Raw genomic sequence first — 21614 nt, forward strand, 5'->3', positions numbered from 1 at the left:
GGACGACCGGGCCGGCCCAGACCGAAAAGATAACCCGTCATCGAAATCCGTTCGACCCGACGAGCAAACGAGCCCAGCCGGAGTCCGCCACCGGGCAGCGGAACGAACCGCCCAGGACAGAGCTCGGGCGACAACGCGGACCGGCCCGCGCGGCCCGGCGCTCAGTAGCCTCTCGGCGAACGGTTCGGATCTGCCTGCTGCACCTTCGCTTGCAGGTCGTGGCCGTCTCGGGATACGCCGTATCGTTCCATGACATAGTTCATGCTTGCGGCGACATTGGCCACCGGATCGTGAATGTTGTTGGAGGTTCCGGCCACGTGATAGCCCTGGAAGGTGCCCGGAATGGTCTGAGTAAGCCCCCTGGATGCCTTCCCCGCGGCGGCGTTGCTGTCCCAGTTGTTGACGGCGTTGGGGTTTCCGCCCGATTCCCGTTCGATCAGCACCTGGTAGCCGCGCTTCCAGTACTCGCGGGCCACCGGATCGGTGATGCCGAGTGCGTCGAGCGCGCCCTCGATGGCGGCGTCGACCGAGACGTTGCCCTGGTAGCGGGCGTAGTCGGCGGTTGTCGCGGCAGGCACGAAGCTCGGGCCGGGCGAATAGCTGCGCTGCATATAGTTGCTCGGCACGTAGTTGCTGCCCGCGGACGTCGGCGTGTACGTCGGGGCGGAGCCCTTGATGTTGTTCGCGTGGGTCTGGACTTTGTCGTTGGCTTTCTCGATCTCGTCGTTCACGTTGTCGATCGTCTTCAGCACCGTGTTCGCCAGGCGCCTTTCGACGTCGCGGTCGATGAATTCCTTGTCGGGGCTCGGTTTCGGGGCCTCGCTCAGGGCGAACTGCAGATCCTTGACGTGCTGCTTGACCGCCGCGAAAGCGCCGCTGGAGGTGTCGTAGGTGCCGTAGGCGGACAGGTCGACGCTGCTGTCCTGCTTGTGGATCTCATCCTTGATGTCGCGAAACTCTTGCGCGCGGTCGGAGTAAGCATCGGCCATGACGGACTTGTTCTCGTCACCGGTGACGAGCTTCTCATCGCGCAGTAGTTTCAACAGATCCGGCGCCTGCGAAGGCGAGCCCGTCGCCAGCAGATCCGCGGAGGTCTGAATCGCCTCCCGCGCCGCCTCGAGGAGACCGATGAAACCGGAGCGCACGCCGACGGGCGGGTCGAGCTTCACTATCCAGCGTTCAGGACTCATCGCGGCACCCGAACCCGGGTCGGCTGCCGACTTGCGAACACTGCCATCATCACCTCACGCCTGACAACCCTCATCAGGCCCCTACGCGGCCTGCCACTGTGACACCCCCGAGTATCGCGCAGCGGAGAATCGCCCATCCCCGATACTGGGAGTAATCGGCAGCGCTCGGCGAAACCGCAGCTATCGCCCCGGTTGGACGATAGCTGCAGCTGGCGCGTTCTCGTGGCGGTATCCGGTCGGCCGCTCAGGACGGCCGAACGACGATCGGCGCCGTCATTTCGAGGGTGCGCCGAACCAGGAAGACAGCGCTTCTCGCAGCGCGAGCACGTCGGTGTCCGCGGATCCGTCGACGGGTGCGGCCCAGGCGATGTGGGCGTCCGGGCGGATCAGCAGAGCGTCGGCCGGTCGGTCGTCGGTTTTGGCGGTGCGGATATCGATCCGATGCTGCCAGTCTCGAGCGATCTCGCGGAGGTCTGCACGGTCAGCGAGGTCGAGCAGGACAGGCCGCCCGGTCCGCATGAGTTCCGCGACGCTGGTGATGCCCTGATCGGTGTGCAGGGTGAGGTCGGGCGCGAACGTACCGGCCGAAGCGTGGTCGGAGCCCGGCATCGGATAGCGAATGTCGGTGTGGCCCACCAGGGCGCCCATCCGGCGCAATGCCGGCTGATCGAGGAGCAGTTCCTGGAAGACCTGCCGAAGCGCTTCGGCAGCCGGGTCTTGTCCGCGCCGCAGTGCCACCTGAGCTCGGGTCTGCAACCGTGCCCGCGCCCCGGCGAAGTGGCGCTCGTCGTGGTAGGTGTCCAGCAGGCCGGTCGGCGCCCAGCCGTGGATGTCGGCACCCAGCTTCCAGGCAAGGTTGACCGTGTCGAGCATGCCGACATTGAGCGCGGTGCCGGTAGCGGGGAACAGGTGGGCCGCATCGCCGGCCAGCAGGATCCGGCCCTCGCGGTAACGTTCGGCCTGCCGGTCCTTGAAGGTGTAGCGCGTCAGCCGAGTCGGTTCTCCCAAGGGAAGCTCCGCGCCGAGCACGCGGCGAGCACTGTCCGCGAGCTCGGCGGAGGTCAGCGGCTCGTCGTCGTCGTATTCGTCGGGCTCGTCCTCGGTGGTCTGCAGGAACATGACTCCGGCGTTGACCGCGAACGCGAACACACCGCGGTCTGTTCGCGTAAAGCCCGTTTGGATCCTGCCCAATCCGGGGACGTCGATGTCGCCGTTGTCGAGCACAGTCACCGAATCGTGCACGGCGACCTGGCCGAGTCTGTTGACCTCTGGGTACGTGGTGCCGGAGAACGCGATTCCGGCCATGTCGCGGACCCGGCTGCGGCCGCCGTCGCAACCGACCAGATATCGGGCGGTCACCTGGTACGGCCCGTCCGGCCCACGCACGTCTACGGTCACCGTGGCGTCGTCCTGGCTCACACCGACCACGTCGTGTCCGCGACGGATGTCGGCGCCGAGTTCACGGGCGTGTTCGTCGAGCAGTCGCTCGATTTCCAGCTGTGGGATCGGCAACGCCCGCATCGGGGGATCCGCCAGGTGTGTGAAGTCCAAATAGATATTGCCGAACGGAAATCGGGGAGCCAGGTTGGGGTCGCTGCTGGCCGCCTCGAATCGGTCCAGCAGGCCTCGGTAGCGCAGCAAGTCCAGGATCCGCCCGCCGAGACCGCTGGCCTTCGGGGTGTCGCGGGGCTGCGGATGCCGCTCCAGCACCAGCGGACGCACGCCGGCCAGACGCAGTTCACCGGCCAGCATCAGACCCGTCGGGCCCGCGCCCACGATGATCACATCGGTATCCGTCACTCGTTACTCCCATTTCCACTGATTCTTGCGACGGTCAGCGATTCTGCGGCACAACCCCGGCCTTGCCGCAAGCCCCCCAGTGCGCTATAGATTGAGAACGGAAAGAGGAGCATCTGCTCCATCAGCCTGCACGAGTAGCCGCGATGCCGGTGTGCAGAGGTTGATCCGCCGGGGAGCCAGCCGGTCGGCGACGTGGAACAAACGGGCGCTATTGCGTGTTGTTCCCAATGCCGCTACTGTAGGTGCGGTCTCCATCTTGTGGATGTAGGTGAAAACTCCCTCCCACAAGAGTCCACATTCGCCACGGCGGTCTCGCATGCCGTGCACCCGGCACCGTGCTCCGGACTGGATGGATTCCAGCCACACGTCGGCGCGTGCAGCGAGCGTCATTCCCAGCAGGCGGCATTCCCGGCGGCCCGCCGCATCCACAACAAACTTCAGGAGAAGAGACTATGCAGGACAACACTATTCGAACACAAGACAATGCAACTGAAGAGAACCGGACGACGTCGGTCACCGGCATCCTCGACATCACCCCCAACCACGCCTCACTGCACGTCGACGGCTATCGGCCCGGACCGCGCGACGCTCATGTGCCGCCGCGTTTGATCCGCGAGCACGGACTCCGCCGTGGCGATACCCTCACCGGCACAGTCGGACCCAAACGTGATAGCGCCAAACTCGCGCCGCTGATCCGAGTCGACAGCATCAACGGCCTGCCCCCTGGCAATACCAAGTCGCGACCGCACTTTTCCGACTTGGTTCCCATCTACCCCCAGGACCGCTTGCGGCTGGAGACCGAGCCGCATGAGCTGACCACGCGCGTCACCGATCTGGTCATGCCGATCGGTAAAGGCCAGCGCGCTTTGGTGGTCGCACCACCCAAGGCGGGCAAAACGTCCGTGCTGCAGTCCATCGCACACGGCATCGCCAAGAATCATCCCGAATGCCAGCTGATGCTGGTACTGGTCGGGGAACGCCCGGAAGAGGTGACCGACCTGTCCCGCACGGTGCCGGCCGAGGTCGCCGCCGCGACCTTCGACCAGCCGGCCCACGAACACATCGCGCTCGCCGAATTGGCCATCGAACACGCCAAACGCCTCGTAGAAACGGGCCGCGACGTGGTCGTGCTGCTGGACTCGCTGACCCGGCTCGCCCGCGCCTACAACCTGGCGGCCGCCGGGTCCGGCCGCATCCTCTCCGGTGGCGTCGACGCCGGGGCGCTCGCGCCACCGAAGAAATTCCTCGGCGCCGCGCGCAACATCGAGAACGGCGGCTCACTGACCATCATCGCCAGCGCCCTGGTCGAAACCGGATCGCTCGCCGACACCGTGATCTTCGAGGAATACAAGGGAACCGGAAACGCCGAATTGAAACTCGATCGGCACCTCGCCGACCGCCGCCTTTTCCCCGCGATCGACATCGACCGGTCGAGCACACGCAAAGAGGAACTGCTCCTCTCCCCCGATGAACTCACCGCCATTCAGTCCCTGCGAAAGACCCTCGCGGGCCGCGACCCGCGGCAAGCAATCGAACTACTGCTGACCGGCCTCGGACAAACCGAAACCAACCACGAATTCCTGACACAGATCCGCACCGCAGGGTGAGCCGGTGCTGGACTTACCAGCGTCGAATACCTCGCCCCTGGCCGCGGGCTTCTTTCGGACATACGGTGAGGTGCTCCGCAGGCCCAGGGTCGATAAGTCGCAGCGCCATACGGGGACTCATGTTCAGGCGGACGGCGGTGAGCACGGTACCTAGAGACGCCACTTGTCGATTGCTTCGGCAAGCGGCCATCGGGCCTCCACGTCCTCGGCATCGAAGATGACGTCGGCGCAACGCATCACTTGCTCGATATGCCCGGCGAGATGCGCCCGTCCAGGAACGAAGACTGCCTCCGCCTGGGTCCGCTCTACCTGGTCGAGCAGCAGGCCGATCGGGTCATCCGTCCGCACCGAAAGCGCAATGGTTTTGCACAGGTCGTATCCGAGGCGCTTGGCCAGACTCCGCATCATCGTCTCCAACCATTTCTGATGCGGTCCTGCGATATCCGTCCGCAAGTACCCGATGGCACGAGGACGGCCAGAGGGCGTCATCGCACACCTCCGGACGGTCCGGCGGGCCGGTCATCGATGACCTCGACACCGGTCCGAGTACACGTTCCCGGCCCATCGGTCCGATGCTCGCCGATCCGGCCATCGATCACCGGCACCATCCGCTGACAGAGCAGGCACATGGCCTGTTCGATCGGACCTGTCATGCCCCGCGCGTACGCCGCACCGCACATGCTGACCGTGATTCGCGCCCGGGCGTGTTGCGGCGAACCGCTTCTCTGCTTCATCATCCGTGCTCCCTCCCTCGGCTTCAGATAGGCCACGGCGCGGGTGACCGCGGCACTGCCGCGAGACCGGGCCGGTGGAACACCATGACGATCCCAAAAACATGTGTCCGCTAAAAGGCCATGAAATAGGACATCGATGGGACCTTTCCGCCTAATGGCCTTGCGAGAGCGGCCCGTCCGTGGACTACTCTGGCCGCATGCCATCGTCAGGGAACGCTTCGCTTCGCGCGGCCAGGCAGGCACTGGGCCTTCGATCTCAAACGGCACTCGCCGAAGCGGTCACGGAGGCTGCCCGCCAGATCGGACTGCGCATCGAGGTCGCCGGCCGGACCGTCCGTCGATGGGAGTCGGCCAATCCGCCGTGGCCTCATCCCGAGCACGCAGCCGCACTCGAAGCGCTTTTCCAGCGACCGGTCACGGAGCTGGGCTTCTCACCACCTTGGGCCGAGGATGCCGCTTACCCCCGCGCGGGGCAGGTGCCTACCAGCGCACACTCACGGCCTCCACGCAAGGCGTTCGGCACAGCCGCAACACCACTTCCGGCTTCCGTGGCAAAGGACTTCGCTGCGATCACAGCGTCCCATCGGCACCTGTACTGGTCGACCCCGGCCGCTCGGCTGCACCGGTTGGTTGCCGATCATGCGCAGTTCGGCAGCGAACTCTTGCCGCAGGTCCCCGGTGCCGCCAAGACGATCTTGGCACGCGCTGTGTCGGAATCGAGTTTGCTAGCGGGTCGTTTGGGATTCTTCGACCTCCAACAGCCCGAGCTGGCACAGCCGAGCCTCGTGCTCGCGCTTCAGGCCGCGCACGAAGCCGGGGACTATCTGCTCGGCGCTGCGGCGCTTGCGCACATGGCCTTCGCGCCGGCGTTTTCGGAAGACGCTTCTCGCGCTGGAGAGGCCCGTGAACGATTGCGAGCCGCACGCGCTTTCGCGGGCAGAGGCAACGCCAACGCCGAGACAATGGCTTGGCTGGACGCAGTAGAGGCGGAAGTCGAAACGCGGTTCGGTGACACCCGGCGGGCCCTCGACCTTATCCATCACGCTGAGAAGATCTACAACGAGCACGACAGCGACTCGCACCCATCACCTGAGTGGTTCGACTGGTTTTCTCCAGTCCGCCTTGCCGGCTTCAAAGGAAACACACTCATTCTCGCCGGCAGGGGCCGCGAAGCGGGGGAAACTTTGGAGCAGGTGCTCAGCGACCTGCCCGAGGAAGCTGCAAAGCAGCGGTCGATCTATCTCGCTGATGCAGCCGCCGCAGCGGTGCTGGAAAAGAATCCCGAGCAGGCGTGCCGGTATCTCGGGGAAGCCCTCGAGCTACTCGGGCGCCACTGGTATGCGACTGCGCTCCATCGGATCAAGGCAGTACGGCAAACGCTCACACAGTGGGACTCCTTGCCCTCGGTGCGAAGCCTCGATGAACGGCTGTACGACTGGCATACAACCGTCAATTCGCTGGTCGGCTAACTCGCGTCGTTCTCGGCGGCGACGATGCCTGCCAGTTCATTGAGGTCGCTGATCTGCCAGTCCGAAAGTTCAGCGACCTCTTTCTTGTTGCGGTGGATCCACCCCCAGGGACCCCTCCGCACATAGGCAGTGCGCATACCGGCTTGCTTCGCAGGTGCGACGTCGTTGTCGATGCGATCCCCGACGTAGACGATCTCGTCAGCGGGTCGCCCCGCTACCTCGATAACTTTGCCGAAGAACTCGAGAGAAGGTTTCTGCACACCCCAGTCGTCAGAGGTAGCGACGAAGTCGGTGGGCAGATCCAAACCTCGAAGCAGCGTTCCCGCACGGGCAGTTTGATTCCCGACGACTCCGACCCAGACACCCATCTCGCGAAGCTTCGTCAACGCCGGACGAACATCGGGATAGAGGTCGTCTTCACCGAACCACTCCGCCCGCCCGGCATCAGCCCTTGCTTGCCGTTCCTTGTCGAGGTCGAACCCAGGACGAAAGATCTGGAATGTCTCACGGTAATCGAGGCCAGTGGCGATGACCGCCCCGAACGCTGCCGCGAAGGTATGCCGGGGAACTCCGAGCCAGTCCGCCCACGTTCCGTACTCTCGAGTCTCGTCGACCAGGGTCTCCCCGACATCAAAGACAACCGCGGAAATCACCAGCCAACCGTACCCGGTCGCCTTTCCGGCCTCTCGTGCCGCGGCAAGGAGCCGCTCACGGAGTTGGTGGCGCGACTGCCCTCGCAGTCTTCACCGCATGGCAATCCGGGCACAGCGCAATCATGTGCACTGGATGATCCCGGCCGCCAGTGGCGATGTCGGAAACATGATCGACCTCGAGAACTGGGTGCCCTCGGTCGGTGTGATCCGGTGCCGGCTTGCCGCGTTCAGGGTTCTCGCATAACCCTCCGCTGCTCGGTGAGGTGATCCACCACTAACCCGGTCGAGAGTCGGTCGTGTGCCGACGCGGTGGGGCCGCCAGTTGGCGCGCATTGGTGGCCCCACTGGATGGCGGTGGTATCGGTGATCCGGGGCAAGGCCAGGCATCGGCGAGGCAGCCCTCGGTTCCAACCTTCTGCGGCTGGACGCAGGCGGTCAGGTCCCCGCTTCGGAGGGATCCGATCGCTCCCGAGTCACCGACCGCGGCATTCGAGGGAGGCCGATCTGGCCTCGCGGCGCGCAGTCATCGACATGCTCTGCGAGGTGCGTCTGTTACCTGCACTGCGCGAGCGAAGCCCTCCGATCTCGAGACGGCCCGAATCAACCTCGAATAGCGGATCCACTTGCCGAAAGGACGGCATGTTGTTCCTCCTCCTTCTCCAAGTTTCCTCGAGAAAACTGAGCGGCAGCAGGCGACGGCGTGACCAGACCCCGCTGATTCGGTCCGGCTGGCGACAAGGTAGCGATTAGTTACACCTTGGGTCCCTGGTGTGCAGCTCCGCTCCGGACGATGGTTTACATATGAGTGGCATGCAATCGACCACCCAGGCGTGGCGGGAGAAGTTCCGGACCCGCGGCCGGACCACGATCATCTTGGCTTACGGAGTGCTCCTCGCGGGACTGAGCACGGCTGCCGTAGCCATCGTCATTCCCCGACTTGCGTATGCGATGTCCGGCATGGATGTCTCGACCATGCTGATCTGGCTGGCAATTCCGGTCTTCATCGTCGCCGTTGCGGCGGAGTTCGTGTACCTCAGGCGTCACGACAAGCCGTACGACTACCGTGACTCGGCTACCTCCATCGCCGCCGGCCTGGGGTACCAACTCCTCAACCTTCCATGGGCGCTGGCGGAACTCGCGATCTTCGCGTCTGTTTCTTCGCTGGTGCCGTGGCACCTCGAGGGTTGGGGTGCGTGGGCCGTCGCACTTGTCGGGGTCGACTTTGCCTACTACTGGTTTCACCGCGCGCACCACGAAATCCGGGTGTTCTGGTCGGTCCACTTCGTGCACCACTCGAGCGAGAGCTTCAACCTCACCACGGCACTGCGTACGCCTTGGCTGGTTGTCACGTCCCTGCCGTTCCTTGTACCACTGGCACTGACGGGAATCGATGGCAAGATCATCGCCGCCTCCTACGCGATCAACCTGCTGTACCAGTTCGGCATCCACACCGAGGTCATCGTCAAGCTCTGGGCGCCTATCGAATTCGTGTTCAACACGCCGAGCCACCACCGCGTGCACCACGGCTCCAACACCGAATACCTCGACCGCAACTACGGTGGCGTGCTCATCATCTGGGACCGCATCTTCGGCTCCTTCGAGCCGGAGGGCGAGCGGGCGATCTACGGCCTCACCAAGAACGTCGACACCTACAACATCGCAAAGATCAACGCCCGCGAGATAGTCGCGATCTGGCAGGACGTCAAGAACGCGGCGAAATTCTCGGACAAGCTCGGCATCCTGTTCCGGGGTCCCGGTTGGCAGCCACAGCCGACCCAAGCGATCAGCTAAGCCGGCGGCTCGGCGCGTCGCCACGCCTCGAGCTGCTGAAATGCGCCCCGAGCAGGCGCTACTTGTTCTTCGACGGAGACGCTACTCCGCTACGGAACTCGACGACGTCGCCGTCGGCCATGACGTAGTCCTTGCCTTCCATGCGGACCTTGCCCGCGGCTTTGGCGGCGGCCATGGAGCCTGCTTCGAGCAGGTCTTTATAGGCGACGACTTCGGCCTTGATGAAGCCGCGTTCGAAGTCGGTGTGGATGACGCCTGCGGCCTTGGGGGCGGTGTCGCCCTGGTGGATGGTCCAGGCGCGGGCCTCTTTCGGGCCTGCGGTGAGGTAGGTCTGCAGGCCCAGGGTGTGGAAGCCGGCGCGGGCGAGGGCGTGCAGGCCGGGTTCGGTTTGGCCGATGGATTCGAGGAGTTCCATGGCGGATTCCTCGTCGAGTTCGAGGAGTTCGGCTTCCACCTTGGCGTCGAGGAAGACCGCATCGGCTGGAGCGACGGACGCTTTCAGCTCGGCGACCTTCGCTTCGTCGGTGAGCACCGACTCGTCGGCGTTGAAGACGTAGAGGAAGGGCTTGGTGGTGAGCAGCGAAAGTTCTTTGAGCAGCTCGGTGTCGACCTTGTCGGCCGCGGCGAACAGGGTGGTGCCGCTGTCGAGGATCTCCTGCGCGGCCTTGGCGGCGTCGGCGACCGGCTTGCGGTCCTTCTTGACCTTGGCTTCCTTCTCCAACCGCACGACCGCCTTCTCCAGGGTCTGCAGGTCGGCGAGGATGAGTTCGGTCTCGATCACCTCGATGTCGGCGCTGGGGTCGACGCGACCGTCGACGTGCACCACGTCGTCATCGGCGAACACCCGCACCACCTGGCAGATGGCATCGGCCTCGCGAATGTTGGCGAGGAACTTGTTGCCCAGGCCCGCGCCCTCGGAAGCGCCCTTCACGATGCCCGCGATGTCGACGAACGACACGGTGGCGGGCACGATCCGCTCGGAGGAGAAGATCTCGGCCAGCTTGTTCAGCCGCGGGTCGGGCAGCGGAACCACGCCGACGTTGGGCTCGATGGTCGCGAACGGGTAGTTCGCGGCGAGCACGTCGTTCTTGGTCAACGCGTTGAACAGCGTCGACTTTCCGACGTTGGGCAGGCCGACGATTCCGAGGGTGAGACTCACGAGGAACAGAGTCTACGCGGCGTACCGACTCACCTGTCCCGCGAGTGGCACATGGTTGAGGGGTCTTCTCGGACTTTGCCGCGACCATGTGCCACTCGCGGTACCCCATCAGGGGATGAGGACTACTTTGCCGAGATTGGCGCGGGCTTCGATGACGGTGTGGGCGGCGGCGGCTTCGTCGAGCGGGAATTCGGCGTGTACGGCGGGGCGGAGCTGGCCGGAGGCGAAGTATTGCCACAGCTCTTGGCGCCAGTGCTCGTAGAGGTCGGGTTGTCCTTGGGCGATGCGGGCCATCTGGAAGCCGATCACCGATTTCGCGCCGACGAGCAGGTCGTATGCCTGGATGGTGCCCCCGCCGGAGCTGTAGGCGACCAGCCTGCCGCCGGGGGCGAGGGCCGCGAGCGCGGGAGAGAGCAGGTCGCCGCCCACCGCGTCGAGCACGTAGTCGGCGGGAGCGCCCCACGACTGCCGACCGTATTCGACCACCTCGTCGGCTCCGAGTTTTTGTACGAACTCGGCCTTGGCGAGATCCGACACCGCGCCGACCACCCGTGCGGCGCCGCGCACCCGCGCCAGCTGGAGCGCGAGGTGGCCCACGCCGCTCGCGGCGGCGGTGATCAGGGCGGACTCGCCCTCCGCGGGAGACGCGGCGTCGAGCGCCCCGAGCGCCACCAAGCCGCTGCGCACCAGCGCGACGGCGTCGACCGCCGACGCTCCGTCGGGGATCGGCGAGGCCATCGCCGCCGAGAGCAGGGCGTAGTCGGCGTAGCCGTGGCCGAACACCAGGCCGGTCACGCGGTAGCCCGGCGCGTACCGGTCCACGCCCTCGCCTACCGCGACCACCTCGCCGGCGACCTCCCCGCCCAAAGCGATCGGTTCGCGCTGCTCACGCACCTTCCGCACCACCGGCAGGGTCACCCCGACCGCCTCGACGCGGACCAGGAGTTCACCCGGCCCGGGCGTCGGGACCTCGACCGAGACGAGCTCGAGCACCTCGGGACCACCGCCGCGCTCGTACTGCACCCGCCGCATCACACCTCCAGAAATCGTTAGGAGGCGCAACGGTAACCGGATCCAGGCCGGCGACCCCAGTCAACTACACGCTGTAGTGGTACAACTCACCGTCTCCTGGCACCGGTGGAGAGATTCCTCGGCAAGCGTTCGCCGTCACGACCGATCGTCCGCTCGAAGCACCATCCGCGCACTGCCCGAGACTACGAACCGGGATCCGTGCCGATCCGCGAGCGGATTCATCCGGTGCCGGTGCGGCCGCACCGCACGTACTGTTCGGCATCCGCATCACGGCCGACGACCTGGCCGGCTGCCTGCTCGACCTGGCCACCGACGAATCGCGATTCACAAGCACGTCAACGTGGCGAACTGATCGACCTGGCGGCGGGCCACATGTCGGTCTCCCGGCGTAGCGTGACGCGTATGGAGCCGACCACGGAGGTGGTGACGGCGCGTCCGGCACCCGCGCTCGCGGCGTTCATCGACCGCTACATCGGGTATCGCATGTACGGGTTCGCGGCGGGGATCCATCGCGGGCTGCCCTCGCGGCACATGACGTTCATCGTCGCGATCGGCCCCACGATCGACGTCGTGGAGCAGACCGATCCGCGACAGGCTCCGCAGAACTACCGGTGCGTGCTGAGCGGCCTGCAAGCGAGCACGGCGCTGATCGCGCACGACGGTCGCCAAGAGGGCGTGGCCGTGGCGCTGACGCCACTCGGTTGCCGCACCTTGTTCGGCATCCCCGCGGCGGCGCTGTGGGACACGTCGGTCGAATTCTCCGATGTCGTCGGCCCCGCAGGCCGGGAGTTGTGGGAGCGGTTGCAGTCCGCGCCGACCTGGCCGGACCGTTTCGCCACCTGTGATCGGGTGCTTTCGGCGCTCGCCCAGCCGGATCGCTCGGTCGGTCCCGAACTCACCTGGGCTTGGCGCAGCGTGGTCGGTTCGGGCGGCGGCCTCTCGATCGGCCCGCTGGCCGAGGAGATCGGGTGGAGCAGGCAGCATCTGACGCGCCGATTCAGTCGTGAGTTCGGTCTGAGCCCGAAGCTCGCCGCCCGGATCACCCGTTTCGAGCGGGCGCGCCGCATGCTCGCGCAGACGCCTTCGTACATCACGATCGCCCAGGTGGCCGCCGCGTGCGGGTACTACGACCAAGCCCATCTGGATCGCGACTTCGCCGACCTCGCCGGAACCAGCCCGACCGGCTGGCTGGCCGAGGAGGTTCCATCCGTCCAAGCCGCCGACGAGTTCGCCGGATGACGATCGACGCATGACGAATCCGACAGAAATCAGCACCCGCACCGCCGTCTGGCCCACCCTGACCTTCCGCGATGCCCGCGCCATGGCCACCTTCCTCGTCGAGGCGTTCGGCTTCCGGGAGGCCGCGCTCTACGCCCGCGAGGACGATCCGTCGATCGTCGAGCACGCGGAACTGCGCTGGCCGCTGGGCGGCGGCATCATGTTCGGCTCGGCGGGCAAGGACGACGGACCGTTCGGCACCCGCCCGACCGGCACCGACTCGGTCTACCTGGTCTGCGAGGAGCCGGACGCCTTGTTCGACCGAGCGACCGCCGCCGGTGCGGAAGTGGTTCGTGACCTGCGCGACGAGGACTACGGCTCGCGCGGCTTCACCGTCCGCGACCCCGAGGGCAACCTGTGGAGCTTCGGCACCTACTGGGGTTCGACCGACTAACGACCGCCCAGCCCCGACATCGCGATGCCGCGGATGAACGCGCGCTGGGCGATCGCGTAGATCACCAGCAGCGGAAGCAGGATGACGACCGCGGCGGCCATGAGGATCGGCCACTGGGTGTGGTACTGGCCTTGCAGCCGGACCAGACCCAGTGTCGCGGTGGCGACGCCCTCCCGCTGGATCATCACCAAGGGCCAGAGGAAGTCGTTCCACACCGTGATCCAGGTGAGCACGGCGAGCACCATCAACGCCGGACGGGTGTGCGGCAGCAGCACCCGCCAGTAGACCTGCCAGGTGGAGCAGCCGTCGAGGATGGCGGCCTCCTCCAGTTCCTCGGGCAGCGTGCGGAAGAATTGCCGCATCAGGTACGTGCCGAACGCGCTGCCGAACAGTCCGGGCACGATCATCGCCCACGGCGTGTCCACCCAGCCGAACGCCCGCATCAGCAGGAACTGCGGGATCACCGTGACGGTCAGCGGCACCATCAGCGTCGCGAGATAGGCGAGGAACAACATGTCGCGCCCGCGAAAACGCAAGCGCGCGAACGCGTAACCGGCCAGTGAGCAGAAGAAGACCTGGCCCGCCGTGACGCACACCGCGTAGACCGTGGTGTTGAGCAGCATCCGCCCCATCGGCAGCAGATCGAAGACCTTGCCGTAGTTCGACCACTGCGGCCGCTGCGGGAGAAACGCGGCGTCGGCGATCTCCCCGTCCCGCTTCAGCGAGCCGGACACCGCCCACAGGATCGGCAGCAGCGCGCACCACGCGATGCCGGCCAGCACGGCGTACATCGCGGTCCCGCGCACCACCCGCCGCACGATCGCACGGTCGGCCCGGCTGGACGCGACGATCGCGCGATCACGCCGGACCGGCAGCGCGCGTCGCACCACCTCGTAGGTGTTCACTGTTCCACCTCCGACCGCCGGGCCATCCGCAGTTGCACCAGCGTCAGCACGAACAGCATCGCGAAGATCACCCAGGCCAGCGCGGAGGCGTAGCCCACCTCGTAGAAGCCGAACGCGTTCTGGAACAACATGATCCCCAGCAGATAGGTGCCGGTCTCCGGCCCGCCGTTGCCGCCGGTCAGCGCGTAGGCCTGGTCGAATGCCTGCACCGAGTTGATGACCGTGATGATGAAGACGAAGGACAACGGTCCCCGGATCAACGGCACGGTGATCGCGAAGAACCGCCGCAGCGCCCCTGCCCCGTCGATCTTCGCGGCCTCGTAGAGCGTTTCCGGCACCCCCTGCATCGCGGCGAGCAGGATGACCGTCGCGAAGGGCACGCTCTTCCACACGGTGACGATGCTGAGCGAGACCAGCGCCCAATCGGGGTCGGTCAGCCAGGGCACCGCGTCGATGCCGATCCAGCCGAGCGCGACGTTCAGCAACCCGTCGTCGGTGAACAGGAACCGCCACACCACCGCCATCGCGACCGCCGACGCGACCAGCGGCAGGAACGCGATCGTCCGAAAGATCCCGATACCGGCCAGCTTTCGATTCAGCGCGGCGGCGACGGCGAGTCCGATCGTCACGGTGGGCACCAAGGTCAGCACCGTGAAAACGGCCGTGTTTCGCACGGCGATGAGAAACAACGGATCGGATCCGAATAGCCGCCGATAGTTGTCCAGACCGACAAAACGCATGGGGCTGAACAAGTCCCACGAATGAAAACTCAGATAGAGCGAAAAGCCCAGCGGAAACAACAAGAAAATCGCCACGGCCGCCACGTTGGGCGCGACGAATGCCCAACCGGCACTCTCCCGACGCCGGGCCAGACGAGACGAAACGCCGCCGAGGTCTTTGCCCGCGGTTTGCGACGGCCGTGCCCGGCTCATGGCGTGTCCAGCAGCGCGTCGACGTCGGCGGCGAAACGCCCGTCCAAGGACGCGGCGGTGGCGGCGCCGCGCAGCACTCGGTTGGAGCCGCGCTCGAGCAAGGCCGACACTTTGCCCCACGCCGGGGTCACCGGCAGCGGCCGGGAACTGGCCGGGCCGTCGGTGAACACATCGAGATTGCGGACCTCACGGTGGGCGGCGGCGAAACCCGGCGAACTCATGGCCGATTTCAGCACCGGAACGAACAGCCCGGACGCGGCGATGATCGCCTGCCCTACCGGCCCGGTCGCGAACTTCACGAACTTCCATGCCTGTTCGATGCGCGGACTGTCCGCGGCGATGGCCAGCCCGGTACTGCCGACGTCGGTGACGGCGCCGGGACCACCGCGCGGGCCGACCGGCAGCACCGTGACGTCGATGGGGAGATCGTCGTGTCCGGCGAATTCGGAATACAGCCAGTGCCCGCCCAGTGCCATCGCCGCCCGGCCCCGCCGGAACAGATCGGGCGCCGAAACCGAGAGCGTGTCGGCGGCTTTCGGCGCCACGCGATGACGTACGGCGAGGTCGGCGTAGAACTGGAACCCTTCGGCGAACCGCGGATCGCCGAGGTTGGTCCTGGTCGGATTCACCGACGGCGAGAACCACTCGGCCCCGTTGTTCATGCCGAAGCAGGCCGCCGAGAAGTACGGCACCCAGGCGTCGGCGAAGCCCCACCGGGTCCGGCCGGACGAGTCGTGCCTGGTCAACGCGGTAGCGGCAGCCAGGAACTCATCGAACGACCAGGCATCGCGCCAGCGCACGGGCGGGATGATCCCAGCCTCTTCGAACAGTTTCCGGTTGTAGTACAGGAATATCCCGGACCACTGTTCGGGCAACGCGTACTGCCCGCCCGCGTAGCCGAAGGTGTCGTACAGCGCCGGATAGCTGTCGGCGCGGAGCTGGGCCGCGTATTGCGGATCGCGACGCAGCAGCGTGTTCAGGTCCAGCAGTACACCGCGCTCGGCCAGCCCGGAATACAGCAGCTCCCAGGCCATCAGCACGTCCGGGCACTTGCCGCCCGCGCAGTAGGTGAGCATCTGCTGTAGTGGGTCCGGCCCCGACATGATGGTGCGAATCCTGATGTCCGGGTGCCGTTTCCGGAACTCATCGATGATCTTCAGCCGGACCCGCGCCTCTTCCGGTCTGGCCTGGAAGAAGAAGGTCAACGCGTCGTCATCGGACCCGCATCCGCCGCCGGCCAGCAGCCCGGCGGCCAGCGCCGACCCGAGCAGCGTCCGGCGACGGACCCGGGCGACGGGATTCGCACGCAACGCAGCCCTCCTCCCAGGGCGGATGTGGAGCTTCTCGAACCGCATGGCAGCATACGTTCGGCAATCACATGGTGACGGCCGACACATGAACAATATTTCACGGTGCCCGCCTGGCGTCCGGAATCGGCACGACGGCGAACTCCGATCGGATACGTTGTCACGTGTTTCAGCAAGATCCTGCGCGTTTCACAGGAGAGTAGGCCGATGGCGACAATCGAATATCTGCGGACCGATCCCGATCTGCCGCCCGTCGGCGTGGTCGACAAGTCCCCGATCACTCCGGCCAAGAAATTGATCTTCGCCGGGATCGGCGCGCTCGGCGCCATAGCTTGGGCGGTGCTCGCCATCTCGCGCGGCGAATCGGTGAACGCGGTGTGGATCGTGATCGCGGCGGTGTGCACCTACGTCATCGCGTATCGGTTCTACGCCAGGTTCATCGAACGCAAGATCACCAAACCGCGCGACGACCTGGCCACGCCCGCCGAGATCCTGGAGAACGGCAAGGACTACATGCCGATGGACCGGCGGGTGCTCTACGGGCACCATTTCGCCGCCATCGCGGGCGCGGGTCCGCTGGTCGGACCGGTGCTGGCCGCGCAGATGGGCTACCTGCCGGGGACCATCTGGATCGTGGTCGGCGTGGTCGCGGCCGGCGCCGTGCAGGACTACCTGGTGCTGTGGGTTTCGATGAAGCGGCGCGGTCGCAGCCTCGGGCAGATGGCCCGCGACGAGCTGGGCGTGATCGGCGGCTGGTCGGCCATCGTCGGCGTCCTGGTGATCATGATGATCCTCCTGGCGGTGCTCGCCCTGGTGGTCGTCAACGCGCTCGCGCACAGCCCGTGGGGCGTCTTCTCGATCGGCATGACCATTCCGATCGCGCTGTTCATGGGTGTGTACCTGCGGTTCCTGCGGCCGGGCAAGGTCGGGGAGGTCTCCGCCATCGGGTTCGCCCTGCTGCTGCTTGCCATCGTGAGCGGCGGCTGGGTGTCGGAAACCGACTGGGGCGCGGACTGGTTCACGCTCTCGCCGGTGACCATCTCCTGGCTGCTGATCGCCTACGGCTTCTTCGCCTCGGTGCTTCCGGTGTGGCTGCTGCTGGCGCCGCGCGACTACCTGTCGACGTTCATGAAGGTCGGCACCATCGTGCTGCTCGCGGTCGGCATCCTGGTCACGCTGCCGGTGCTGCAGGCGCCCGCGGTCTCGTCGTTCGCGTCCAGCGGCACCGGGCCCGCCTTCGCGGGCTCGCTGTTCCCGTTCCTGTTCATCACCATCGCCTGCGGCGCGCTGAGCGGTTTCCACGCGCTGGTCTCCTCCGGCACCACGCCGAAGCTGCTGGAGAAGGAATCGCACGCCAGGATGATCGGCTACGGCGGCATGCTGATGGAGTCGTTCGTCGCGGTCATGGCCATCATCACCGCTTCGATCATCGACCAGCACCTGTACTTCGCGATGAACGCGCCGGTCGGTCTCACCGGCGGTACCGCGGAGAAGGCCGCTGCCTACACCAACAGCCTCGGACTCAGCGGGCCCGCGGTGACGCCGGCGGAGCTGAGCCAGGCGGCGAGCGATGTCGGCGAGTCGACGATCATCTCCCGCACGGGCGGCGCGCCGACGCTGGCGGTCGGCATCTCAGAGGTGTTCCACCAGTTCCTCGGCGGCGCGAGCATGAAGTCGTTCTGGTACCACTTCGCGATCATGTTCGAGGCGCTGTTCATCCTCACCACGATCGACGCGGGCACCCGCGTGGCGCGGTTCATGCTCTCCGACGCGCTGGGCAACTTCGGCGGGCCCGCGAAGAAGTTCCGTGATCCGTCCTGGCGGGTGGGCGCCTGGCTGTGCTCCGCCATCGTGGTCGCCGCCTGGGGTTCGATCCTGCTGATGGGCGTCACCGATCCGCTGGGCGGCATCAACACGCTGTTCCCGCTGTTCGGCATCGCCAACCAGTTGCTCGCGGCCATCGCGCTGACCGTGGTGCTGGTGATCGTGGTGAAGAAGGGCCTCGCGAAATGGGCCTGGATTCCGGGCATTCCGCTGGCCTGGGACCTCGTGGTGACCATGACGGCGTCGTGGCAGAAGATCTTCTCCGCCGACCCGAAGCTCGGATACTGGAAGCAGCACAGCATCTGCCAGACCGCGCAGGACGCCGGGAAGCTCTGCCTGACGGCGAAGACCCAGGACGACATGGACGCGATCGTGCGCAACACCTTCATCCAGGGCACGTTGTCGATCGTGTTCGCGGTGCTGGTGCTGATCGTGGCGGTCGTCGGCGCGGTGGTGGCCTACCGGGCCTGGCGCTCCGGGGAGACGACGACCACCGAGACGCCGGAGGAGCCGTCGAAGATCTTCGCGCCCAGCGGATTCGTCGCCACGGCCGCGGAGAAGGAAGTCCAGAAGCAGTGGGACGAGTTGATCGCGACCGGAAAGGTGCGCGCTCCGGGCGCGGCACACGTTCACGCGCAATGAGCGATTCCGCGACCCAGGGTGCCGACCGGTCCGCGCGACCGGTCGGCGCCCGGCTGCGCACGGCCGCCCGCGTCTGCCGCGACGGCTTTCGCGCGGGCGTCTGGTGGTTCAACTCCATCCTCGGCGGGCAGGACTACCAGCGCTACATCGAACACCTGCGCCGCAGGCATCCGGACCGCGCCGTTCCGACCGAGCGGGAGTACTGGCGGCAGCGGCATGCCGAGGCGGATCGCAATCCGGCCAACCGCTGCTGCTGAGCGGGACGATTTCGGCGCGCGCCGCCACACGTCGTTTTGGCAGTTTCCACACCTGTGGTGGGGCGGCAGTTGTGCGATGTCATGGCAGTTGTGCGAGGTGGTGACCACCGCCCGCGATCGTGGCCGATTCCCGCTAGCACGGGTTCGCCGCAGCTGCCATTGTGGTGTGCGTGACGATCACGGCATTGGATTTCGAACGTTGCTACCGCGCGGTGTCGACCCGGGACTCGCGATTCGACGGGCAATTCTTCACCGCGGTGCGCACCACCGGAATCTATTGCCGCCCTTCGTGTCCGGCGATCACTCCGAAGCGGGCCAACGTGTCGTTCCTGCCGACCGCCGCCGCGGCACAGCAGGCGGGCTACCGGGCCTGCCGCCGCTGCCTGCCCGACGCGGCGCCCGGCTCGCCGCTGTGGAACACGAGGGCGGACCTGGCCGCCCGCGCGATGCGGCTGATCGGTGACGGCGTGGTCGAACGGGCCGGGGTGCCCGGGCTGGCCGCCACGCTCGGCTATTCCCAGCGCCAGCTCACCCGGGTGCTGACCACCGAACTGGGTGCAGGGCCGCTGGCGCTGGCCAGGGCGCACCGGGCCCACACCGCGCGGCTGCTGATCCAGACCACCGCGATGCCCATGTCCGATATCGCGTTCGCGGCGGGATTCGCCTCCATCCGCCAGTTCAACGACACGGTGCGCGAGGTGTTCGCGGTCAGCCCCACCACCATGCGGCTCGAGGCGCAGCGCGCGAAGACCGCGGCCCCTGCGCGCCCGGCGCCCGCCGGCAGCGGATCGCTCACACTGCGCCTGCCCTATCGAGAGCCGCTCGACCGGGCCTGGCTGGAGTGGTTCCTGTCCGCGCACGTCGTGCCGGGTATGGAGCTTTGGGAGAACCGCACCTACACAAGGAACCTGCGCACGCCCCATGGGCACGCCACCACGCGGCTGAGCTTCCAGCGCGATCACGTGCGGGCGGAATTGTCTCTGCACGACATGCGCGATCTCGCGCCGACGGTGACGCGACTGCGGCACCTGCTGGATCTGGACGCCGATCCAGTCGGGATCGATGAAGCGCTCGGTGTGGGAGCCGCTGCGCGCGGAGGTCCCGGGGAACGATTGCCGGACCGCGCCGCCGAAGGCCTGCCGGACGCGGGGGCGGGCTCTCCGCCCGAGAGCGAGGCGCTCACCGACGTGAACACGCTCGACGCGGGGCGCCCGTCGTTCACGCCGGGTATACGCGTCCCGGGGTCCCTGGACGGAGCCGAACTCTTGCTGCGCACCATGATCGGGCAGCAGATCTCGGTGTCCGCCGCGGCCACGCACACCGCCCGGCTGGTCGAGGCGCTCGGCGAGCGGGTGGACGGGCCGATCCCGCTGCTGTTCCCGGCGCCGGAGACGATCGCCGAACGGGGCGCCGAGGTCTTGACCGGACCGGCGCGGCGGATCCGTTCCATCGTCGGGGCCGCCGCGGCACTCGCCTCCGGTGAGCTGCTGCTACACCAGGGGCGCACCGCTGCCGATCTGCGCCGCGACCTGCTCGCACTCGACGGTGTCGGACCGTGGACGGCCGACTACGTAACCATGCGGCTGCTCGCCGACCCGGATGTCCTGCTCGGCACCGATCTGGTCGTCCGCCGTGGCGCGACCCTCCTCGGCATCGATCTGACGGACACCGCGCGCTGGGCGCCGTGGCGGTCGTACCTGTCGATGCACTTGTGGAAAGCGGCGCTGACCAGCCGCGCCACGCCTGCCGAAGTTCCCGCGCTCGCCACCACGAAAGGCCGTGTCGAATCATGAACGCCAGCATCGCCGTCCGCACCCCGGTCCGCGGCGTCCCCACCACCACAGCGGATTTCGCCGTCACGGATACCCCGCTCGGACCGTTCACCACCCTCGTCGACTCCGACGGCGCGGTCCTGGCTTCCGGTTGGACATCCGACGCGGAAAACCTGCGCGGCCTGATCCACCCCAGCCTCCGCCCTGCCGGGCTGCGGCAGCGAGATGCGCTGGGCGAGGTGACCAGCGCCGTCGCCGCCTACCACCAAGGCGACCTCACGGCGATCGACCCGATCCCCGTTCGCCAGCAGTCCGGTGAGTTCCTGCTGCACGCGTGGGAAGTGCTTCGCGCGGTCCCCGCGGGCAGCCCGCTCACCTACACCGAATTCGCCGCCCGCTCCGGCCGCCCCGACGCCACCCGCGCCGCGGCCAACGCGTGCGCCCGCAACGCAGCCGCGCTCTTCGTGCCCTGCCACCGAATCCTGCGCATCGGCGGTGCGCTCGGCGGCTTCCGCTGGGGATTGCCGATCAAGCGGTGGCTGCTCGACCACGAAGGGTGAGCCGCCGGAAGCGATTCGGCGCATAGGCTTGCCCCCCTCCAGCCTTGCCTGGCGCAAAAGGTGTGCGCTCGGAGCCCAGCAAGCGCCGCTGGGTCCGGGGCAAAGTCGCCATTAGCGGCGGGTGCATCTGGCGGTGACCTGAGCGATTGGATAGGTAATCGACTGGGCCGAGACGGACTGTCAGGGCCCGCCGTCGCGGTTCGGCCGCATTGCCGACGTGCGCGGAGTCCAGCGCATCGTTCTCCTGGGGAATCATCGTGACCGTGCGTTGGCTGGAGGTCGTGTCGGCCCGCCCGTGATGGCTCGAG

20 protein-coding genes are annotated in these 21614 nt (G+C 66.8%); 9 read left to right on the plus strand and 11 right to left on the minus strand.

Annotated features, from left to right (window positions below):
* Positions 1-161 precede the first annotated feature (161 nt).
* Both ON19_RS43950 and ON19_RS24410 read right to left on the minus strand, forming a co-directional pair.
* Positions 162-1190 carry a transglycosylase SLT domain-containing protein gene (locus ON19_RS43950; protein ID WP_086006704.1) on the minus strand — a complete coding sequence of 343 codons (1029 nt, stop codon included), beginning with the start codon at positions 1188-1190 and terminating at the stop codon, positions 162-164.
* 273 nt (positions 1191-1463) lie between these two features.
* Positions 1464-2990, minus strand: coding sequence for an FAD-dependent monooxygenase (locus ON19_RS24410; protein WP_043697476.1), 1527 nt, complete (start codon positions 2988-2990; stop codon positions 1464-1466).
* Between the two features lie 452 nt (positions 2991-3442).
* Between ON19_RS24410 and ON19_RS24415 the strand changes: the two genes are divergently transcribed.
* Complete coding sequence (locus tag ON19_RS24415) at positions 3443-4597, plus strand: transcription termination factor Rho, short form (protein ID WP_051169255.1); 1155 nt, start codon at positions 3443-3445, stop codon at positions 4595-4597.
* Positions 4598-4747: 150 nt separating this feature from the next.
* On the opposite strand, the gene ON19_RS24420 is transcribed toward ON19_RS24415, so the two are convergent.
* Both ON19_RS24420 and ON19_RS24425 read right to left on the minus strand, forming a co-directional pair.
* Entirely contained in the window at positions 4748-5002 is a 255-nt protein-coding gene (locus ON19_RS24420) for a hypothetical protein (protein ID WP_169334216.1), read from the minus strand.
* 80 nt (positions 5003-5082) lie between these two features.
* Positions 5083-5250, minus strand: coding sequence for a hypothetical protein (locus ON19_RS24425; protein ID WP_157229827.1), 168 nt, complete (start codon positions 5248-5250; stop codon positions 5083-5085).
* Positions 5251-5528: 278 nt separating this feature from the next.
* On the opposite strand from ON19_RS24425, the gene ON19_RS24430 reads away from it, so the two are divergent.
* Positions 5529-6800, plus strand: coding sequence for an NsdA family TPR-like regulatory protein (locus ON19_RS24430; protein WP_043697482.1), 1272 nt, complete (start codon positions 5529-5531; stop codon positions 6798-6800).
* Here ON19_RS24430 and ON19_RS24435 read toward each other — a convergent pair.
* On the minus strand, positions 6797-7453 hold the full coding sequence (locus ON19_RS24435; protein ID WP_043697485.1) for an HAD family hydrolase: 657 nt from the start codon (positions 7451-7453) through the stop codon (positions 6797-6799). The two genes, ON19_RS24430 and ON19_RS24435, sit on opposite strands and share 4 nt — an antisense overlap.
* 55 nt (positions 7454-7508) lie before the next feature.
* On the minus strand, positions 7509-7721 hold the full coding sequence (locus ON19_RS44750) for an HNH endonuclease (protein WP_083899604.1): 213 nt from the start codon (positions 7719-7721) through the stop codon (positions 7509-7511).
* 617 nt (positions 7722-8338) lie between these two features.
* Here ON19_RS44750 and ON19_RS24440 point away from each other — a divergent pair.
* Positions 8339-9244: a sterol desaturase family protein gene (locus ON19_RS24440; protein ID WP_227954625.1), complete on the plus strand. Its 906-nt coding sequence runs from the start codon at positions 8339-8341 to the stop codon at positions 9242-9244.
* A 58-nt stretch (positions 9245-9302) separates the two neighbouring features.
* On the opposite strand, the gene ychF is transcribed toward ON19_RS24440, so the two are convergent.
* Both ychF and ON19_RS24450 read right to left on the minus strand, forming a co-directional pair.
* Positions 9303-10403, minus strand: a complete 1101-nt coding sequence (gene ychF / locus ON19_RS24445; RefSeq protein ID WP_043697488.1) for a redox-regulated ATPase YchF — start codon at positions 10401-10403, stop codon at positions 9303-9305.
* Positions 10404-10511: 108 nt separating this feature from the next.
* Positions 10512-11435, minus strand: coding sequence for a quinone oxidoreductase family protein (locus ON19_RS24450; protein WP_043697491.1), 924 nt, complete (start codon positions 11433-11435; stop codon positions 10512-10514).
* Between the two features lie 402 nt (positions 11436-11837).
* Here ON19_RS24450 and ON19_RS24455 point away from each other — a divergent pair, with 402 nt between their 5' ends.
* Positions 11838-12674, plus strand: coding sequence for an AraC family transcriptional regulator (locus tag ON19_RS24455; RefSeq protein ID WP_043697494.1), 837 nt, complete (start codon positions 11838-11840; stop codon positions 12672-12674).
* A 10-nt stretch (positions 12675-12684) separates the two neighbouring features.
* Entirely contained in the window at positions 12685-13107 is a 423-nt protein-coding gene (locus ON19_RS24460; RefSeq protein WP_043697498.1) for a VOC family protein, read from the plus strand.
* Here ON19_RS24460 and ON19_RS24465 read toward each other — a convergent pair.
* The 3 genes from ON19_RS24465 to ON19_RS24475 all read right to left on the minus strand — a co-directional run bounded on the left by ON19_RS24465 (position 13104) and on the right by ON19_RS24475 (position 16254).
* On the minus strand, positions 13104-13898 hold the full coding sequence (locus ON19_RS24465) for a carbohydrate ABC transporter permease (protein ID WP_051169263.1): 795 nt from the start codon (positions 13896-13898) through the stop codon (positions 13104-13106). The two genes, ON19_RS24460 and ON19_RS24465, sit on opposite strands and share 4 nt — an antisense overlap.
* Before the next feature lie 110 nt (positions 13899-14008).
* Positions 14009-14884, minus strand: a complete 876-nt coding sequence (locus tag ON19_RS24470) for a carbohydrate ABC transporter permease (protein WP_043697596.1) — start codon at positions 14882-14884, stop codon at positions 14009-14011.
* Between the two features lie 56 nt (positions 14885-14940).
* On the minus strand, positions 14941-16254 hold the full coding sequence (locus ON19_RS24475) for an ABC transporter substrate-binding protein (protein ID WP_043697502.1): 1314 nt from the start codon (positions 16252-16254) through the stop codon (positions 14941-14943).
* A gap of 204 nt (positions 16255-16458) precedes the next feature.
* Between ON19_RS24475 and ON19_RS24480 the strand changes: the two genes are divergently transcribed.
* The 4 genes from ON19_RS24480 (at position 16459) to ON19_RS24495 (ending at position 21306) form a co-directional block, all read left to right on the plus strand.
* Positions 16459-18717: a carbon starvation CstA family protein gene (locus tag ON19_RS24480; RefSeq protein WP_043697504.1), complete on the plus strand. Its 2259-nt coding sequence runs from the start codon at positions 16459-16461 to the stop codon at positions 18715-18717.
* Positions 18718-18770: 53 nt separating this feature from the next.
* The gene (locus ON19_RS24485; protein WP_051169264.1) at positions 18771-18974 is read left to right on the plus strand and encodes a YbdD/YjiX family protein; all 204 of its coding nucleotides are present in this window, start codon (positions 18771-18773) and stop codon (positions 18972-18974) included.
* 161 nt (positions 18975-19135) lie between these two features.
* A complete protein-coding gene (locus ON19_RS24490) occupies positions 19136-20767 on the plus strand; it encodes a DNA-3-methyladenine glycosylase 2 family protein (protein WP_051169257.1) in 1632 nt (543 codons plus the stop codon).
* Complete coding sequence (locus ON19_RS24495; protein ID WP_043697511.1) at positions 20764-21306, plus strand: methylated-DNA--[protein]-cysteine S-methyltransferase; 543 nt, start codon at positions 20764-20766, stop codon at positions 21304-21306. The genes ON19_RS24490 and ON19_RS24495 overlap by 4 nt, the downstream gene beginning before the upstream one ends.
* Positions 21307-21614 lie beyond the last annotated feature (308 nt).

Source organism: Nocardia abscessus NBRC 100374 (assembly GCF_000308455.1).
GTDB classification, from domain to species: domain Bacteria; phylum Actinomycetota; class Actinomycetes; order Mycobacteriales; family Mycobacteriaceae; genus Nocardia; species Nocardia abscessus.

Excerpts from the sequence above, each read along its gene's own strand:
- ON19_RS24480 (WP_043697504.1), top strand. The coding sequence starts at position 16,459 with ATGGCGACAATCGAATATCTGCGGACCGATCCCGATCTGCCGCCCGTC.
- ON19_RS24455 (WP_043697494.1), top strand. The coding sequence starts at position 11,838 with ATGGAGCCGACCACGGAGGTGGTGACGGCGCGTCCGGCACCCGCGCTC.
- ON19_RS24495 (WP_043697511.1), top strand. The coding sequence starts at position 20,764 with ATGAACGCCAGCATCGCCGTCCGCACCCCGGTCCGCGGCGTCCCCACC.
- ON19_RS24425 (WP_157229827.1), bottom strand. The coding sequence starts at position 5,250 with ATGACAGGTCCGATCGAACAGGCCATGTGCCTGCTCTGTCAGCGGATG.
- ON19_RS24465 (WP_051169263.1), bottom strand. The coding sequence starts at position 13,898 with ATGTACGCCGTGCTGGCCGGCATCGCGTGGTGCGCGCTGCTGCCGATC.
- ON19_RS24420 (WP_169334216.1), bottom strand. The coding sequence starts at position 5,002 with ATGCGGAGTCTGGCCAAGCGCCTCGGATACGACCTGTGCAAAACCATT.
- ON19_RS24415 (WP_051169255.1), top strand. The coding sequence starts at position 3,443 with ATGCAGGACAACACTATTCGAACACAAGACAATGCAACTGAAGAGAAC.
- ON19_RS24450 (WP_043697491.1), bottom strand. The coding sequence starts at position 11,435 with ATGCGGCGGGTGCAGTACGAGCGCGGCGGTGGTCCCGAGGTGCTCGAG.
- ON19_RS24460 (WP_043697498.1), top strand. The coding sequence starts at position 12,685 with ATGACGAATCCGACAGAAATCAGCACCCGCACCGCCGTCTGGCCCACC.
- ON19_RS43950 (WP_086006704.1), bottom strand. The coding sequence starts at position 1,190 with ATGAGTCCTGAACGCTGGATAGTGAAGCTCGACCCGCCCGTCGGCGTG.
- ON19_RS24430 (WP_043697482.1), top strand. The coding sequence starts at position 5,529 with ATGCCATCGTCAGGGAACGCTTCGCTTCGCGCGGCCAGGCAGGCACTG.